We start from the raw sequence: 14,969 nt of genomic DNA, 5'->3' as shown, positions 1-14,969 counted from the left end.
GCTGCTATCGCTGCCAGCGCTTTGCCTCATGCCGGGCTTTGACGACCAGGTCGAGCTCGGCACGCGCAATATCAAGCTGGCCCTGCGCCGCCTGCGCAAGTTCGCCCGCGAAGGCGCGGCCGAGGAGCTGGACATCGACGGCACCATCGACCACACCGCGCGCGATGCGGGCCTGTTGAACATCCAGATGCGCCCGGAGCGCCGCAACACGGTCAAGCTGCTGTTGCTGTTCGACATCGGCGGCTCGATGGACGCCCATGTGAAGGTCTGCGAAGAGCTGTTCTCGGCCTGCAAGACCGAGTTCAAGCACTTGGAGTACTACTACTTCCACAATTTCGTCTACGAGTCGGTGTGGAAGAACAACCTGCGCCGCACCTCGGAGCGTTTCTCCACCTTCGATTTATTGCACAAGTACGGCGACGACTACAAGGTGGTGTTCGTCGGCGACGCGGCCATGGCGCCCTACGAGATCACCCAGCCGGGTGGCAGCGTCGAGCACTGGAACGAGGAAGCCGGATACGTGTGGATGCAGCGCTTCATGGAGAAATTCAAGAAGATCATCTGGATCAACCCGTACCCGAAACAGACCTGGGACTACACCGCCTCGACGCATTTGGTGCGGGATTTGGTCGAGGACAGGATGTTCCCGCTGACCTTGCAGGGGTTGGAAGACGGGATGCGCTACTTGTCCAAGTAGCGTTGTCTGCACTGGCGCATTCGCGGGCAAGCCCGCTCCTACAGGGTTCTCCACAGCTTCTGTAGGAGCGGGCTTGCCCGCGAATGCGCCAGTCGCCTCAACACCAGCGTTGCAGATACCCTTGCTGCCTCCGCCACGCCTCATCCTGCACCACCGCCCGAAACCGCACCTGCGCCCCCGGCATGCATTGGGCCAACTGCGCCAACGCCAACGGCGTCAACGCCCCCAAGCGCGGATACCCGCCAATGGTCTGTCGATCATTAAGCAGCACGATCGGTTGCCCATCCGGCGGCACCTGCACCGCGCCCAAGGGAATGCCCTCGGAAATCATCGGCGCACCCTGATATTCCAGTTGCGGCCCGAGCAGCCGGATGCCCATACGATCGCCGCGTGCGTCCAAGGTCCAGTCGCGGTTGAACGCTTCGAACAGGCTGGTGCCGCTGAAATAGCCGATCTGCGCGCCTATCACCAAGTCCAGCACAGGCTTTTCGGCGTAGACCGGACGCAGCGGCTCGGGCACCTCGCGCGGTGCTGGCATATCACCGGCGAAGCGCAACGCCTGCCCTTTACCCAACGCCTGGCCACGGCCTTCGATACCGCCCAGTTCCTCACGAATCACGGTGGCACAACTGCCCAAGACCGCCTTGCCCTGGAAGCCGCCTGGCGCCGCCAAGTAAGCGCGAATGCCCTGGCGCGGCTGCTTGAACGCCAGGCGCTGGCCCTTGCGCAGGGTGAAACTGCGCCAGGGCGCCACGGGCTGGTCATCGATATGTGCATCCAGGTCGGCACCGGCCAGGGCCAGCACGCAATCGGCCTCGGCCACCACGCTGAAGCCTCCCAACGCAATCTCTACCACCGGCGCGCCCAGCGCATTGCCCAGCAGCCAGTTGGCCCAGTTCATCGCCACCCAGTCCAGTGCGCCGCCCTGGGTCACGCCCAGGTGACGCACGCCGAAGCGCCCGGCGTCCTGTAACTGGCACAGCGCGGTGCTGGCCTCGATCGTCAACTTCGTCATGCCTGGGCCTCCAACGGGCTGTCGTCGCCGCCCAGTGCCATGAACTCATCGTGGGAAACCGCCACGAAACGCACTCGGTCGCCGGGTTGCAGCAGGCTGTAGCCTTCGCCGTCGAACAGACGTACCGGGGTACGCCCGATCAGGTTCCAGCCGCCCGGTGAAACAGCCGGGTATGCGGCAGTCTGGCGTTCGGCGATGCCCACGCTGCCGGCTGCCACGCGCTTGCGCGGAGTGCTCAGGCGCGGCGTGGCCAGGCGCTCGTCCACCAGGCCCATGAAGCCGAAACCAGGCGCGAAACCCAGGGCGAACACCGGGTATTCGCGCTCGCTGTGCAGGCGCACTACCTCGGCCTCGCTCAGGCCGCTGCGGGCTGCCAGCACTGGGAGTTCGGGGCCGACGCTTGGGTGGTACCACACCGGGATTTCATGCCGACGCCCGCTATTGCCAGTATCCGGCTGCAAGTCGTGTAACGCCTCTTGAACGCGCATTCGCGCCTCGCTGGGGGCCAGGTCGAACTGCACCATCAGCGTGGTGTACGACGGCACCAGGTCGACCAGATGCGCGCCGAACGCCTGGCTCAGGCGTTGGCTGGCGGCGAGGACCCACGGCATGTTGGCTTCATCGATGGCATCGAACAGGCGCACCATCAGGCTGTCGATCGCTACCACTTCGATACGTGGGTTCATGCCTGCTCCAGAGCATCGAGGGCCTGGCGGATCTGGCGTACCGCTGCCACCGAGCTTTCGTTGTCGCCATGTACGCACAAGGTGCTGGCATGCAATTGCAGCGCACTGCCATCGTCAGCCACCAGCGCCTCGCCACGGGCAAGGCGCAGCGCCTGCTCCAGCACCTTCGCCGACTTATGATGCACAGCCCCCGGCAAACGCCGCGACATCAGGTGGCCGCTGGCGGTGTAGGCACGGTCGGCGAACGCCTCGAACCACAGCGGCACGCCGATTTCATCGCCCAGGGCCTGGGCGGCGCTGTTATCGGCGGTGGCCATTAGCATCAATGGCAGACTAGCGTCGTAGGCGGCTACCGCTTCCAGCACAGCGCGCAACTTGAGTGGGTCGGCCATCATGTCGTTGTACAGCGCGCCATGGGGCTTCACATAGGCCACGCGCCCGCCGAGCACCTTGCAGATGCCATCAAGGGCACCGATCTGGTAGTGCAACAGGTCGCGGATTTCTTCCAGGCTGCACGCCATCGAGCGACGGCCGAAACCAACCAGGTCCGGGTAGGCCGGGTGCGCGCCGATGGAAACCCCGTGTTGCAGCGCAAGGCCCACGGTGCGGCGCATGATGCTGGGGTCGCCGGCGTGGTAGCCGCAGGCGATGTTGGCGCAGTCCACGTAAGGCATGACCTCGGCATCCAGGCCCATGCGCCAGCTGCCGAAACTTTCGCCCATGTCGCAATTGAGTAGCAGGCGTTTCACCTGGCGTGCTCCTGTTCGAGGGTTCATGTGCCTACCTTACCGTGCCTGGAGCTCTTTGCCGCGGGTTTCCGGCAGGCTCAGCGCCGCGAGGATCACCACGCCATAGGAGACGGCGGCGAAAGCGCCAATGCCCATGCCCAGCGGCACTTTCTGGCTGAGCAAGCCGATCAGCAGCGGGAAGAACGCGGCGATGGCGCGGCCGATGTTGTAGCAAAAACCCTGCCCCGAGCCACGAATACGAGTGGAGAACAGCTCTGTCAGGAACGAGCCCATGCCACTGAAGATGCCCGAGGCGAAGAAGCCCAATGGGAAGCCCAGCCACAGCATCACGCCATCGCTGACCGACATCTGCGTGTACAACAGCACGATCACGAACGAGCCCACGGCGAACAGGATGAAGTTCTTCTTGCGGCCCAGGATGTCGGTGAGGTACGCGCTGATCACATAGCCCACGTACGAACCGACGATCACCATCGCCAGGTAGCCGCCAGTGCCCAGCACGCTCAGGCCGCGCTCGTTCTTCAGGAAGGTCGGCAGCCACGAGGTGATGGCGTAGTAGCCGCCCAGCGCGCCGGTGGTCAGCAGCGAGGCCCGCAGAGTGATCCACAGCATGCCGGGGGCGAAGATCTCGTAGAAGTGCGAAGGTGCCTCGGCCTGCTCGACCTTCTTGGCCTCGCGGTACACCTCGGGGTCTTTCACCAGGCGGCGCACGAAGATCACGAAGATGGCCGGCAGCAGCCCCAGCAGGAACAGCGCGCGCCAGGCATATTCAGGCGGCATCAGGGAGAACAGCAGCGCGTAGAGGATGGCGGTAAGGCCCCAGCCGATGGCCCAGCCCGACTGCACCATACCCACCGCCTTGCCGCGGTCCTGGGCGCGAATCACCTCGCCGATCAGCACCGCGCCAGCGGTCCATTCGCCGCCGAAACCGAAGCCCATCAGGGTGCGGGCGATCAGCAGTTGCTCGTAGTTCTGCGCGAAGCCGCAGAGGAAAGTGAAGAAGGCGAACCACAGCACCGTCAGTTGCAAGGTGCGCACCCGGCCGATGCGGTCGGAAAGAATGCCGGCGATCCAGCCACCCAGGGCCGAGGCGATCAGCGTGCTGGTGTGGATCAGCCCGGCCTCGGTGGTGCTGATGCCCCACAGGGCGATCAGGGTGGGGATGACGAAGCTGAGCATCTGGGTGTCCATGCCGTCCAGGCCATAGCCGATCTTGCAGCTCCAGAAGGTGCGTCGTTGCTGGGTGTCGATGTCGCGGTACCAGGCGAAGGGGCCGCTCGAAGGTCGGGCGGGGGCCTGCTGTTGCACGCCGGTCGGGTTCATGGATGCCTCGGCTTGTTGGTATTGTTTTACGGACGACGCGCGGCGTCGTGGCCTGGCACCATTGTTCAAAGGCCGCACCGTTTGCGTCCAACGAGAAAAACCCCAGGTCTGGAACAAGAAAAACCGATTATGAACCTACGTTTCCTCGAAACCTTCGTCTGGGTCGCCCGGCTCAAGAGCTTTCGCCTTACTGCCGAGAAGCTGTTCACCACCCAGGCGTCGGTGTCCAGCCGCATCGCCGCGCTGGAGGCCGACCTGGGTGTGAAACTGCTGCTGCGCGACTCGCGCGGCGTGAGCCTGACGCCGGAAGGCAGCAAAGTGCTGGAATACGCCGAGCGCATGCTCGACACCGCCCAGGCCATGAAGCAGTCGCTGGGCGGCGAGCGCGCCAAGGTCGGGCGCATTCGCCTGGGTGTGATGGACACGGTGATCCACACCTGGATGAGCGCGCTGGTGGCCGAGCTGGGCGTGCTCTACCCGCAGGTGGAAATCGAGTTGGTCGCCGATACGGCGCTGAACTTGCGCGAACAGCTGCAAAAAGGCTTTCTCGATGTGATCCTGCAAACCGACCTCGTGCGCGAAACGAGCATCCGCAGCCTGGACCTGGCGCGCTACCCGATGGGCTGGGTGGTCGCCGCAGGCTCGCTGCACCACCGCAGCTACGCCTCGCTGGCAGAGCTGGCACGCGAGCGGGTCATTACCTTCTCGAAGAACTCACGGCCGCACCAGGAGGTGCTGAGCTTGCTGCAAGCCGCAGGCGCCCAGGCACCCCGGTTGAACTGTGTGAATTCGGTGGCGGCGATCACCCGGCTGCTGCGCGACGGCTTCGGCATCGGCGCCCTGCCGCCGGCGCTGGTCGATGCGGAACTTGCGCGAGGGGAGTTGGTGCTGCTAACCGGCCTGCAACCACCCCCCAGCCTTGAGCTGGTGGTGGCCTGGCAGACCGGGGTAGAACTGGTGGAGGAGGTGGTGACCTTGTGCCGGCAGGTGCTGGAGCGCTATGCGCAGGATGTGGGGGAGCAGCGGATCGTGTTGGTCTAGCGCCAGCTTTCCTTCACCGACCTGCGCCGCCCACCGAGCGCCACCCAGCCGATCACCAGCAGCAGGCTCTCGACCACGAACGCCAGCAGGAAGCCTGCGCCAATGCCCCAGCCGATCGCCTCGGGCACCAGCAGGATCTGGTAGCTGTAGCCCTTGAGCGTCTCCTCGCGCAGCTGCGGGTCGGGCTGCGCCAACACATGCCAGCTGCGGCTCACCCAGCTGCCTTGCAGCGCCTGCCATTCGGTCTCGAGCAACTGGTTGCGGATCATCAGGCTCTCGATGCTGTTGGCATCGCTGTTGAACACCGGGTCGTCGCTGCTGCGGTAGTGGCGCAACAGCGCCTGCAAGTCACCCTTGAAAAAGCGCGTGGCGGTTTCCTGGAAGCCCGACAGCGCCTGGCGCGACTCCAGCAGGTGCGCCTCGACCCGCTGGCTGTAGTCCTTGACCAGCCCCGGCACCTGGATACCGGCCAGCAGGCCGAAGGTGAACAGCAACAAACGCAAGTAGCTTCTGAACATGGTGTGTCCTTACCCCTTGGCGACGCATTCGCCATGCCGCCACAGGGCCCATTGACCCGGGGCGTACTGCTGCCAGGTCTCGTTCTCGGTCAGGGCCTCGGTGGCGATCACCGTGACCACGTCATTGGGGGTGGTTTCGGCCTGAAAATCCACGATCAGGTCGACATCCTTCAACCGCGCGGCACCAAATGGGGCGCGCCGGGTGATGTGTACAAGCTTGGTCGAACAGAAGCAGAACAGCCAGTCGCCGTCGCTGAGCAGGCAGTTGAATACCCCCTTGCCCCGATACTCGGCGCAGGCCGAGACCAGCACCGGCAGCAGTTGCTCCACGGCCACCGGCTCCGGAAACGCCTCGCGCACGCGGTTGAGCAAATCGCAGAACGCCGCCTCGCTGTCGGTATCGCCGACTGGCCGGTAGAAGGTGGTGCGGCCCTGCAAGTCGGCCAACTGGCCGTTGTGTGCGAAGCACCAGTTGCGCCCCCACAGCTCGCGCACGAACGGGTGGGTATTGGACAGGCAGACCTTGCCGACATTGGCCTGGCGAATGTGGCCAATGACCACCTCGCTCTTGATCGGGTAGCGCTGCACCAGGTTGGCCACCTCCGACTCGCTGCTCGCCGCCGGGTCCTGGAACAGGCGCAGACCGCGCCCTTCATAGAAACCGATGCCCCAGCCATCACGGTGCGGGCCGGTACGCCCGCCGCGCTGCATGAGGCCGGTGAAGCTGAAGACGATGTCGGTGGGAACGTTGGCACTCATGCCCAGCAATTCACACATGTGCCTGGCTCCGTCCTAGACCCGTGGCTCGACCCGGCCACCAGCGGCGCCGGGGCGGCGTGGCGGTACCGGTGCGGGATCGTCGCGGTAGCGGTCGCGGCGGTCGGCCGTCACCTCGGCCGGTGCGGTCACCTGCGCATCCTCGGCGGCCTGGCGCTTGGCTGCGGCCTCGGCCTGTTCGCGGCGGGCACGGGCGCGCTTTTCCAGCGGCCAGCGGATGAACACGAACACGGCGTACAGGGCGAAGGCGATCAGGCCATACATGGCCAGATCGGAGGCAGCGCGCCAGGCGTTGTTGCCGACCTTGAAGGCGACATCCAGGGCAGTGATGGCGATGGCCGGGGCAAAGGCCTCCTTGACCGGGTCGACGATGGTCGGGGTCAGCAGCAGCACCGCCACGATTACCCGCAGCGGCTCGCGCAGCCAGCGCCACATCCAGCCGGTGAGCTTGAAACTCACCCACAGGCAGCCCAGGGCGGCAAAGGCGTACAGCCCCCAGGCGAGGGTATAGTCGTTCTCGGTCATGGTGTTCGTGCAAGCCAGGCAAAGAGGCGCCTATGATAAACACTTTTGCGGGCGCAGGCGCCCCCCAGTCCTCAGCCCAGAGATCGCCCATGTCGACCACCCAACCCCCGATCGCCCACCAAGCCGAAGGCGCCGACCCCTACGCCTGGCTGCAAGACCGCGACACGCCCGAAGTGCTGGCCTACCTGCACGCCGAGAACGCCTACCAGCAAAGCTGCCTGGCCGAACAGGCGCCCCTGCGCGAACAGCTGTTCGAGGAAATCAAGGGCCGCATCCTGGAAACCGACCTGTCGCTGCCCTCGCCGTGGGGCCCGTACCTGTACTACACCCGCACCACCGTGGGCGACGAGTACCCCCGCCACTACCGCTGCCCGCGCCCGGCCGACGACAGCAACACGGTCGATGAAAGCCAGGAGCAACTGCTGCTCGACCCCAACGAGCTGGCCGCCGGCGGCTTCCTGGCCCTGGGCGCCTTCAACGTCAGCCCCGACCACAAGCTGTTGGCCTACAGCCTCGATACCAGCGGCGACGAAATCTACACCCTGTACATCAAGGACCTGGCCAGCGGCTGCCTCAGCGCCCTGCCCTTCGAGGATTGCGATGGCAGCATGACCTGGGCCAACGACAGCCGCACGCTGTTCTTCGCCCAGCTGGACGACACCCACCGCCCCTGGCGCCTGCTGCGTCACACCCTCGGTGAGGAAGGTGCGCAGCAAGTGTTCGAGGAGGCCGACGGGCGTTTCTTCCTGCACTGCTACCGCGCCAGCTCCGAGCGCCAGCTGGTGCTGCTGCTCAACAGCAAGACCACCAGCGAGGCCTGGGTGCTCGATTCCGCGACCCCGCACGCCGACTTCCAGTGCCTGGCGCCGCGCGAGGAAGGCCACGAGTACTTCCCCGACCATGGCCAGCTCGACGGCCAGTGGCGCTGGTTCATCCGCAGCAACCAGCACGGCATCAACTTCGCGTTGTTCCAGGCCCCCGCCGACCAAGTGCCCACCCGCGAGCAGTGGCAGGTGCTGGTGGCGCACCGCGACGACATCATGCTCGAAGGCCTGAGCCTGAACGCCGAGGCCCTGAGCCTGAGCCTGCGCGAAGGTGGCCTGCCGATCATCGAGGTGCACCCGCGAGGCCTTGCGGCCTACCGCGTCGAACTGCCGGACGCCGCCTACAGCCTCTACGTGCAGGACAGCCTGGAGTTCGCAAGCCCACGCATCCGCCTGCGCTACGAAGCCCTCAACCGCCCAGCCCAGGTGCGACAGCTGGCGCTCGCCAGCGGCCAGCAGCAAGTGCTCAAGCAAACCCCGGTGCTCGGCCCCTTCAATGCCGACGACTACATCAGCCAGCGCCTGTGGGCCACCGCCAAGGACGGCACGCAGGTGCCGATCAGCCTGGTGCAGCGCCGCGATACGCTAGGCCAGCCCGTGCCGCTGTACCTCTATGGCTACGGTGCCTACGGCGAAAGCCTCGACCCCTGGTTCTCCCACGCCCGCCTGAGCCTGCTCGAACGCGGCGTGGCTTTCGCCATCGCCCATGTGCGTGGCGGCGGCGAGCTGGGCGAGGCCTGGTACCGCGCGGGCAAGCAGGAGCACAAGCAGAACAGCTTCGATGACTTCATCGCCTGCGCCGAGCACCTGATCGCCGAGGGCGTGACCACCCGCGAGCGCCTGGCCATCAGCGGCGGCAGTGCCGGGGGGCTGCTGATAGGCGCGGTGCTCAACCAGCGCCCGGAGCTGCTGCGCTGCGCCATCGCCGAGGTGCCCTTCGTCGACGTGCTCAACACCATGCTCGACCCCGAACTGCCGCTGACCGTCACCGAATACGACGAATGGGGCAACCCCGAGGAGCCCGAGGTATACGACCGGATCAAGGCCTACGCCCCCTACGAGAACGTCAAGGCCCAGGCCTACCCGGCGATGCTGGTGGTCGCCGGCTACAACGACAGCCGTGTGCAGTACTGGGAGGCGGCCAAGTGGGTCGCACGCCTGCGTACCCGCAAGACCGACGACCACCTGCTGCTGCTCAAGACCGAGATGGGCGCCGGCCACGGCGGCATGAGCGGACGCTACCAGGGGCTGCGCGACGTGGCCTTGGAATATGCGTTCGTCTTCAATGAGCTGGGCGTGGTGTAAAACGCGTTTTTCGTTGTCATAGGCTTCGGACAATCGCCGGATAGAAGAACAACACATGCCCGACCCGACTCACCTCAATAGCGAAATCCGCGACATGCTCCTGGACTGCGGGCTGTTCGACAGCCTGCAACCCGCCGACTGCCTGGCCGCCGCCGGTTACTTCAGCCTGGCCAGCATGAGCGAAGGCGAAACCATCTTCCAGGAAGGCGACGCCGGCACCTTCATGTGCATCCTGCATCGTGGCGTGGTGTCGGTGCGCAAGACCGACGGCAGTGGCCAGCAAGTGGAAATCGCCACCCTGCGCAAGGGCCGGGCCTTTGGCGAGATGGCCGTGCTCGACGGTGAACGGCGCTCGGCCAGTTGCGTGGCGGCCAGCGATTGCCAACTACTCACCCTGGGCAAGGATTCGCTGGACAAGATGCTCAACGAAGCCCCGCGCATCGCTGCACGCATCATCCGTGCCCTGGCCGTGGCGCTGTCCAGGCGCCTGCGCATGCAGGACGGCCAGCGCCTGGCACAGCAGGTCTAGTCGTCTTTCGGCGGCGCCTTGCCGGGGTCGGGCGACAAGCCTGGCAGGGGCTGGTCCTTCGGCGGGCCGGGTACCGGCATCGGCGGCAGCAAGGGCGCGCCGGGCTGGCTGTCACCGGCCTTGGGCGGCGTGCTGGGGGTGATCTGCGGGTATGGCGTGGGCGTGGCCGTACCTGGCGCGCCGGGCACCGGGGTGACGATTCGCGGCGTTTGGCCGGCCTCGGCCAACGGCATGGCCAGCAGCAGCCATGTTGCGAGGAGCGCAGGGAACATCAGCAACCTCCTGTCGGGAACCTTCCTACAGGCTAAGCCCAAGTTGAGGTTTCTGCCTGTCCGATCGTACCCATGGCGCGCTAAACTCAAGGCATTACCGTCATTGGCCCGCTCAACACCAAGGAACCGCCATGAGTTCTGCTTCCACCTCCGCCGCCACCGCCCGCCTCGACCGCATCCTCGCCGATGCCAAGCGCGACAAGGAAATGGGCTACCGCGACAAGGCCCTGAAAATGTACCCCCACGTCTGCGGCCGCTGCGCCCGCGAGTTCTCCGGCAAGCGCCTGTCGGAGCTGACCGTGCACCACCGCGACCACAACCACGACAACAACCCCCAGGACGGCTCCAACTGGGAACTGCTGTGCCTGTACTGCCACGACAACGAGCACTCGCGCTACACCGACCAGCAGTACTTCAGCGATGGCTCGTTGAGCACGCCGAAGATCGACAAGGCCACTCACAACCCGTTCGCCGGGCTGGCCAGCTTGCTGAAGAAGGACTGACCGTCGATTCATCCGCCCACAGCGTCGGCAAGCCCGTATAATCGCGCTTTTTTTGCGAAGGTCCCCGACCCGTGGCGAACAAACGGTACAGCTGCATCGGCCTGTTCAACCCCAAGTCTGCCGAGAACGTCGGCTCGGTCATGCGTGCGGCAGGCTGCTACGGCGTCAACTCGGTGTTCTATACCGGCAAGCGCTATGAGCGCGCCCGCGACTTCGTCACCGACACCAAGCGGGTGCACTACGACATCCCGCTGATCGGCATCGACGACCTGCAACGCATCATTCCCCTGGGCTGCACGCCGGTGGCGGTGGAGCTGGTCGAGGGCGCCCGCCCGCTGCCCGAATACACCCACCCCGACCGCGCGATCTACATCTTCGGCCCCGAAGACGGCAGCCTCGATGCCAGCGTGCGCGCCTGGTGCGAAGAAACCATCTACATCCCCACCGAGGGCTGCATGAACCTCGCCGCAACCGTCAACGTGGTGCTCTACGACCGCCTGGCCAAGGGCCTGAACACCCGCTCGGGCCCCAAGTTCAAGTAGCCTCGCCTGGCCTTTGGGCAATTGCCGGGAACAGCACGTGGCTACGTGCTGTCAGTTGCAAACACCCCAAAGGAGAGGTTCCCATGCGCGATACTCATTCGGCATCCGACAGCAACGTCCACGGCTGGGAGCGCGCCAGCTCGCTGGCCGGTGGCGCATTGATGATCGGCAAAGGGCTGCGCCACGGCGGCGCGATCGGCCTGTTGCAGGTGGTGGTCGGTGGCCTGGCCCTGGCCCGTGGTGTCAGTGGACATTGCTCGACCAAGGCCTGGTGGCAGCGTCATCGCGCCGAGTACCTGGGCCTGCGTGCAGACATTCAGCGCAGCGCACGCGAGCTGCAAGCGCTCAAGGCCAGCGCCGATGCCGCGACGCGAGCGGTCACGGTGACAGGCAAGGACCCGCTGGCAAGCTAGCAGCGATCTAGGCTGCCGACCTCGGTTACCGGGGAGGGGCTGGCGCCGGGCCTTTGCCCAGGCCTTTGAACCAGTCCTGCTTGTCTTTTTGCGGAACAGGCAAGCAGACATACTTGTCGCTTCCTCGGGGCTGGGTCATGGTGCCGGCGATATAGCGCAAGGGGATCGGGTTGAAAAACGTTGCTTCGCGCACGCCTCCCTTGTGCACGAACCCGACGAGCTCCGAGCTTTGCGGGCTTTGCCCGGTGTAGATCAAATAGAAGTCATCCTTGTCCAGCAGGTCGGCCAAAGGTACTTGTTTGACCACGTTCAAGTTCTTGTCGAGCGAGAGGGCCACCAGCTCGTTGTCGGGAATGCTGATCTTGTACAGTTGCCCCTTGCCTTCGTAAGCCCCCGAGGTCGCCAGCGACGTTGCTACAACGCCATGTTGGGGAGAGCCCTGAAGAAACATTTTCAGGTCGATAGCCTTTGGTCTTTCGCTTTTGAACTGCTCGAACAGGTCATACCCTTCTTTTCTGTCGGCACGCCGATAGCGAGGTTCAAAGCCATTTTCATGTATGTCCGATTGAAAGAAGTTGCGATCGTCACCTCGGTAGAAATCCATACTCAGCTTCCCAACAGGTCGTCGATATCCGCTTCCGGGGCCGGAAGGCGGGGCTCAACTACCTAACGTTCGAGCCGAGGTTTTTATTCCTGCGTTTTTTTGCCTGGCTACACGCCTCCAGAAGCGGTTGCGTCCAAAGAGGCCCGCTACTTCAGCAGCTTGCTCTGCAACACCTCGGACTCGCGTCCCAACACACTTTCGCTGAGCTGGATGAACATCTCGGTGCTGACACTCGGCACACGCATCAGCGCACGGGTGACGTCGTCCAGCGAGCGCTTGTCGTGGTTGTGCAGGCGAATTTCCCGATCCAGCGTCTGCAACAGCAACACGCCCCGCGCCACCTGGGCGGCATCCACCTGATCGCCGCGCAGGGTCTTCACCTTCGCCGCTTTCTTGTTCAGGCGCGCCTGCAAGGCCTGGTAGCGGTCGTCGCTGATCCCCCCGGCACGGCGTAGCACTTCGGTGGCGTAGTATTCGGTCAGGCTCTCGCCGACCCAGTCGCTGCGGTCGTGGTCGTTGATCTGCGCGAACAACTGCACCAGTTCGCGCAGCAGCGGGCTGGTACCGCGCTCGTCGATCAAGGGCCGGCTGCTGTGCAGGTACAGCGAGTTATGTGCGGCGCGCGCGCCCCGCCACATGTCGTCGCGCGCCCCCACTACCAAGACCTTGGAGGGGTTGCGCGGGAACACTGCTTGCAATTGTGGCCAGACGAACGTCAGCAAGGTCAGTGTGTCCATGCGCCGCATGCCCTGCCCTTGCGGCGCGGCCACGGTCACTTCGGTATCGCCCAGCCGCGCGCGGCGGCTGCCCAGGTTGCCGGCCAGCACCCAACCGGTGGGGCGGTCGAACAACCGCGAGACATTGTCGATACGAAACTTCTGCTTGCCGATGCGCGGCCAGGCGGTCTCGACGCTCCAGCCTGCCGGCAGTTCGAAGGCCAGGCGCGCGGCCAGCTCGGTGCCGTCCTGCTGGTCGAGGCGTGCCGGGGGTACCAACTGCTCGCCACGCAGCAGCGCCCAGTGCTCGGTGATACGCGCCTCGTGCACACCGCCCTTGGGCTGCGCGTCGAGACGTACGCGATAGGTCAGGCTGGTCTTGCCTGGCGCAGGGCGCCACACACCGCGCTTGCCCTGCTGCTGCCATTGGCCGTCGGCAAGAAAATCGCTATAGCTGGCCGTGCCCTCCAGGTCGAAGTCCAGGCTGCGCACCGCGCTGCCCTCGGACAGGGTCAGGCGTACCTCGGCCTGGCCGTTTTGCGGCAGCAGGCGTACCTGGTAGTCCAGCTCGACCTTCTTCGCCCAGGCCGGGGAGCAGGCCAACAGGCCCAGGAGCAGCAACAACGGGCGACGCATATAGAAACTCCTTGTTCCCCAGAGGCGAATACGCAGCAGCTTCAGCCGGCGCGAAAAATCAGGTGGTCTTCCCAGTCGTCTTCATCCACATCACTCTCACTGAGCATGCGCCCGGACTGGGAGATACGCTGCTCGTGGACCTGCGAGCGGTCGCCGCACACCAGGTGGTGCCAGGGCGGCAGGTCCTTGCCCTCGCTGACCAGGCGGTAGCCACAAGTGGTTGGCAACCACTTGAACTGGTCGGCCTTGCCCGGCGTGAGCTGGATGCAGTCGGGTACGTGAATGAAACGGTTGGGGTAGTCGCTGCACTGGCAGGTGGTCATGTCCAGCAGTTTGCAGGCGATTCGCGTGTAATAGACGCTGTTGTCGTCCTCGTCCTCGAGTTTTTGCAGGCAGCACAGGCCGCAGCCGTCGCAAAGCGACTCCCATTCCTGCGGGCTGAGTTGTTCGAGGGTCTTGCGCCGCCAGAAAGGCGCGGGGTCGGCGATCATCACACGGGTTCCTGCGTTGAACTTGAAGCCGCGGCACGCGGCGGCGCCAGTCTAGAGGCTGGCTTTGGGCAACACCAGACCGCTTGTCAGTCCTGGGCGGACACAGTAGCGTGCAAACTTTCCCCACGCCCCCCCTGGAGCCCCCATGAGTGCAACCCCACGCATTGCCGACCATGCCATCGACGAGCAGTTCATCAACCGCTGGTCGCCACGGGCCTTCACCGCCGAACCGATCAGCGAACAGACCCTGCTGAGCTTCCTGGAAGCCGTGGCGCTTCCTTTACGCGCGCCGCGACACGCCGCACTGGGAGCGTTTCCTGAGCCTGCTGGTGCCCTTCAACCGTAGCTGGGCGCAGCAGGCCTCGGCGCTGGTGGTGGTGATCTCCAAGAGCACCTTCGCCGCCCCCGGCAGCAGCGAGGAAAAACCGGCGCTGTGGCACACCTTCGACACCGGTTCCGCCTGGGGCCACTTGGCGCTGCAAGCCACCCTCAGCGGCTGGCACACCCACGGCATGGCCGGGTTCGACCAGGCCTTGGCGCGCACTGAGCTGAAAGTGCCGCAAGGGTATGAGCTGCATGCCATGGTGGCGATCGGCAAGCTGGGCGACAAGGCGAGCCTGGAGGAAGGCTTGCAGGCGCGTGAAATGCCAAGCCCGCGTCGGCCGTTGAGCGAGTTGGCGGCTGAGGGGGATTTCAGCCTGTAAGGTCTTGATCTCGCCACGCGGGGTCGGCACTACCATCACGACCTCGCCGACGCCAGCCACCTTGGCCGGGATGGCGTTCATCAGTACCGACGACGGGTA

18 protein-coding genes and 2 pseudogenes are annotated in these 14,969 nt (G+C 65.1%); 8 read left to right on the top strand and 12 right to left on the bottom strand.

Annotation, left to right across the window (positions count from 1 at the left end):
- Positions 1–697 (top strand): VWA domain-containing protein (locus ACQKPE_RS23380; protein WP_427669062.1); only part of this gene is annotated, 697 nt, incomplete at its 5' end.
- 97 nt (positions 698–794) lie between these two features.
- Here the strand turns inward: ACQKPE_RS23380 and ACQKPE_RS23375 are convergent.
- From ACQKPE_RS23375 to ACQKPE_RS23360, 4 genes are read right to left on the bottom strand one after another with little or no spacing between them, the layout of a single operon-like run.
- Positions 795–1,712 (bottom strand): biotin-dependent carboxyltransferase family protein, encoded by a 918-nt coding sequence (locus ACQKPE_RS23375; protein WP_427669061.1) that lies wholly within the window; start codon positions 1,710–1,712, stop codon positions 795–797.
- Positions 1,709–2,398 carry a 5-oxoprolinase subunit PxpB gene (pxpB, locus tag ACQKPE_RS23370; protein WP_427669060.1) on the bottom strand — a complete coding sequence of 230 codons (690 nt, stop codon included), beginning with the start codon at positions 2,396–2,398 and terminating at the stop codon, positions 1,709–1,711. Before pxpB ends, ACQKPE_RS23375 begins: the two co-directional genes overlap by 4 nt.
- Complete coding sequence (locus ACQKPE_RS23365) at positions 2,395–3,174, bottom strand: 5-oxoprolinase subunit PxpA (RefSeq protein WP_427669059.1); 780 nt, start codon at positions 3,172–3,174, stop codon at positions 2,395–2,397. Before ACQKPE_RS23365 ends, pxpB begins: the two co-directional genes overlap by 4 nt.
- A 9-nt stretch (positions 3,175–3,183) precedes the next feature.
- Positions 3,184–4,470: an MFS transporter gene (locus tag ACQKPE_RS23360; protein ID WP_427669058.1), complete on the bottom strand. Its 1,287-nt coding sequence runs from the start codon at positions 4,468–4,470 to the stop codon at positions 3,184–3,186.
- Between the two features lie 129 nt (positions 4,471–4,599).
- On the opposite strand from ACQKPE_RS23360, the gene ACQKPE_RS23355 reads away from it, so the two are divergent.
- The gene (locus tag ACQKPE_RS23355; protein ID WP_427669057.1) at positions 4,600–5,511 is read left to right on the top strand and encodes a LysR family transcriptional regulator; all 912 of its coding nucleotides are present in this window, start codon (positions 4,600–4,602) and stop codon (positions 5,509–5,511) included.
- Here ACQKPE_RS23355 and ACQKPE_RS23350 read toward each other — a convergent pair.
- Genes ACQKPE_RS23350 through ACQKPE_RS23340 form a run of 3 tightly spaced genes read right to left on the bottom strand, consistent with a single transcriptional unit; the run spans position 5,508 to position 7,331 of the window.
- On the bottom strand, positions 5,508–6,029 hold the full coding sequence (locus ACQKPE_RS23350) for a DUF2937 family protein (RefSeq protein WP_427669056.1): 522 nt from the start codon (positions 6,027–6,029) through the stop codon (positions 5,508–5,510). The two genes, ACQKPE_RS23355 and ACQKPE_RS23350, sit on opposite strands and share 4 nt — an antisense overlap.
- Before the next feature lie 9 nt (positions 6,030–6,038).
- Positions 6,039–6,806, bottom strand: a complete 768-nt coding sequence (locus ACQKPE_RS23345) for a class II glutamine amidotransferase (protein WP_427669055.1) — start codon at positions 6,804–6,806, stop codon at positions 6,039–6,041.
- Positions 6,807–6,821: 15 nt separating this feature from the next.
- Positions 6,822–7,331 (bottom strand): MFS transporter, encoded by a 510-nt coding sequence (locus tag ACQKPE_RS23340; RefSeq protein WP_427669054.1) that lies wholly within the window; start codon positions 7,329–7,331, stop codon positions 6,822–6,824.
- Positions 7,332–7,420: 89 nt separating this feature from the next.
- Between ACQKPE_RS23340 and ACQKPE_RS23335 the strand changes: the two genes are divergently transcribed.
- Together ACQKPE_RS23335 and ACQKPE_RS23330 are read left to right on the top strand one after the other, a co-directional pair.
- A complete protein-coding gene (locus ACQKPE_RS23335) occupies positions 7,421–9,460 on the top strand; it encodes a S9 family peptidase (RefSeq protein ID WP_427669053.1) in 2,040 nt (679 codons plus the stop codon).
- A gap of 55 nt (positions 9,461–9,515) precedes the next feature.
- The gene (locus tag ACQKPE_RS23330) at positions 9,516–9,989 is read left to right on the top strand and encodes a cyclic nucleotide-binding domain-containing protein (RefSeq protein WP_427669052.1); all 474 of its coding nucleotides are present in this window, start codon (positions 9,516–9,518) and stop codon (positions 9,987–9,989) included.
- On the opposite strand, the gene ACQKPE_RS23325 is transcribed toward ACQKPE_RS23330, so the two are convergent.
- Complete coding sequence (locus tag ACQKPE_RS23325) at positions 9,986–10,261, bottom strand: hypothetical protein (RefSeq protein ID WP_427669051.1); 276 nt, start codon at positions 10,259–10,261, stop codon at positions 9,986–9,988. The genes ACQKPE_RS23330 and ACQKPE_RS23325 overlap by 4 nt on opposite strands.
- Before the next feature lie 131 nt (positions 10,262–10,392).
- Between ACQKPE_RS23325 and ACQKPE_RS23320 the strand changes: the two genes are divergently transcribed.
- The 3 genes from ACQKPE_RS23320 to ACQKPE_RS23310 all read left to right on the top strand — a co-directional run bounded on the left by ACQKPE_RS23320 (position 10,393) and on the right by ACQKPE_RS23310 (position 11,719).
- Positions 10,393–10,764 carry a YajD family HNH nuclease gene (locus tag ACQKPE_RS23320; RefSeq protein WP_427669050.1) on the top strand — a complete coding sequence of 124 codons (372 nt, stop codon included), beginning with the start codon at positions 10,393–10,395 and terminating at the stop codon, positions 10,762–10,764.
- A gap of 71 nt (positions 10,765–10,835) precedes the next feature.
- Positions 10,836–11,306 carry an RNA methyltransferase gene (locus tag ACQKPE_RS23315; protein WP_033699757.1) on the top strand — a complete coding sequence of 157 codons (471 nt, stop codon included), beginning with the start codon at positions 10,836–10,838 and terminating at the stop codon, positions 11,304–11,306.
- Between the two features lie 83 nt (positions 11,307–11,389).
- Positions 11,390–11,719 carry a YgaP family membrane protein gene (locus ACQKPE_RS23310; protein ID WP_427669049.1) on the top strand — a complete coding sequence of 110 codons (330 nt, stop codon included), beginning with the start codon at positions 11,390–11,392 and terminating at the stop codon, positions 11,717–11,719.
- Between the two features lie 25 nt (positions 11,720–11,744).
- Here ACQKPE_RS23310 and ACQKPE_RS23305 read toward each other — a convergent pair whose 3' ends face one another.
- From ACQKPE_RS23305 to ACQKPE_RS23295, 3 genes are all read right to left on the bottom strand, one after another.
- Positions 11,745–12,323 carry a hypothetical protein gene (locus tag ACQKPE_RS23305; RefSeq protein WP_427669048.1) on the bottom strand — a complete coding sequence of 193 codons (579 nt, stop codon included), beginning with the start codon at positions 12,321–12,323 and terminating at the stop codon, positions 11,745–11,747.
- Between the two features lie 146 nt (positions 12,324–12,469).
- Positions 12,470–13,675, bottom strand: a complete 1,206-nt coding sequence (locus ACQKPE_RS23300) for a hypothetical protein (RefSeq protein ID WP_427669047.1) — start codon at positions 13,673–13,675, stop codon at positions 12,470–12,472.
- A 41-nt stretch (positions 13,676–13,716) separates the two neighbouring features.
- Positions 13,717–14,166, bottom strand: coding sequence for a YcgN family cysteine cluster protein (locus tag ACQKPE_RS23295; protein WP_427669046.1), 450 nt, complete (start codon positions 14,164–14,166; stop codon positions 13,717–13,719).
- Positions 14,167–14,311: 145 nt separating this feature from the next.
- On the opposite strand from ACQKPE_RS23295, the pseudogene ACQKPE_RS23290 reads away from it, so the two are divergent.
- A pseudogene (locus ACQKPE_RS23290) lies at positions 14,312–14,870 on the top strand (nitroreductase family protein).
- Here ACQKPE_RS23290 and ACQKPE_RS23285 read toward each other — a convergent pair.
- Positions 14,868–14,969, bottom strand: a pseudogene (locus ACQKPE_RS23285) (histidinol dehydrogenase); the annotation flags it as partial. The pseudogenes ACQKPE_RS23290 and ACQKPE_RS23285 sit on opposite strands and share 3 nt — an antisense overlap.

The organism is Pseudomonas sp. NPDC089554 (assembly GCF_050280645.1).
Classification (GTDB): domain Bacteria; phylum Pseudomonadota; class Gammaproteobacteria; order Pseudomonadales; family Pseudomonadaceae; genus Aquipseudomonas.
Note: the sequence above shows the minus strand (reverse complement) of the source record. Positions and strands in the feature narration are given on the sequence as shown.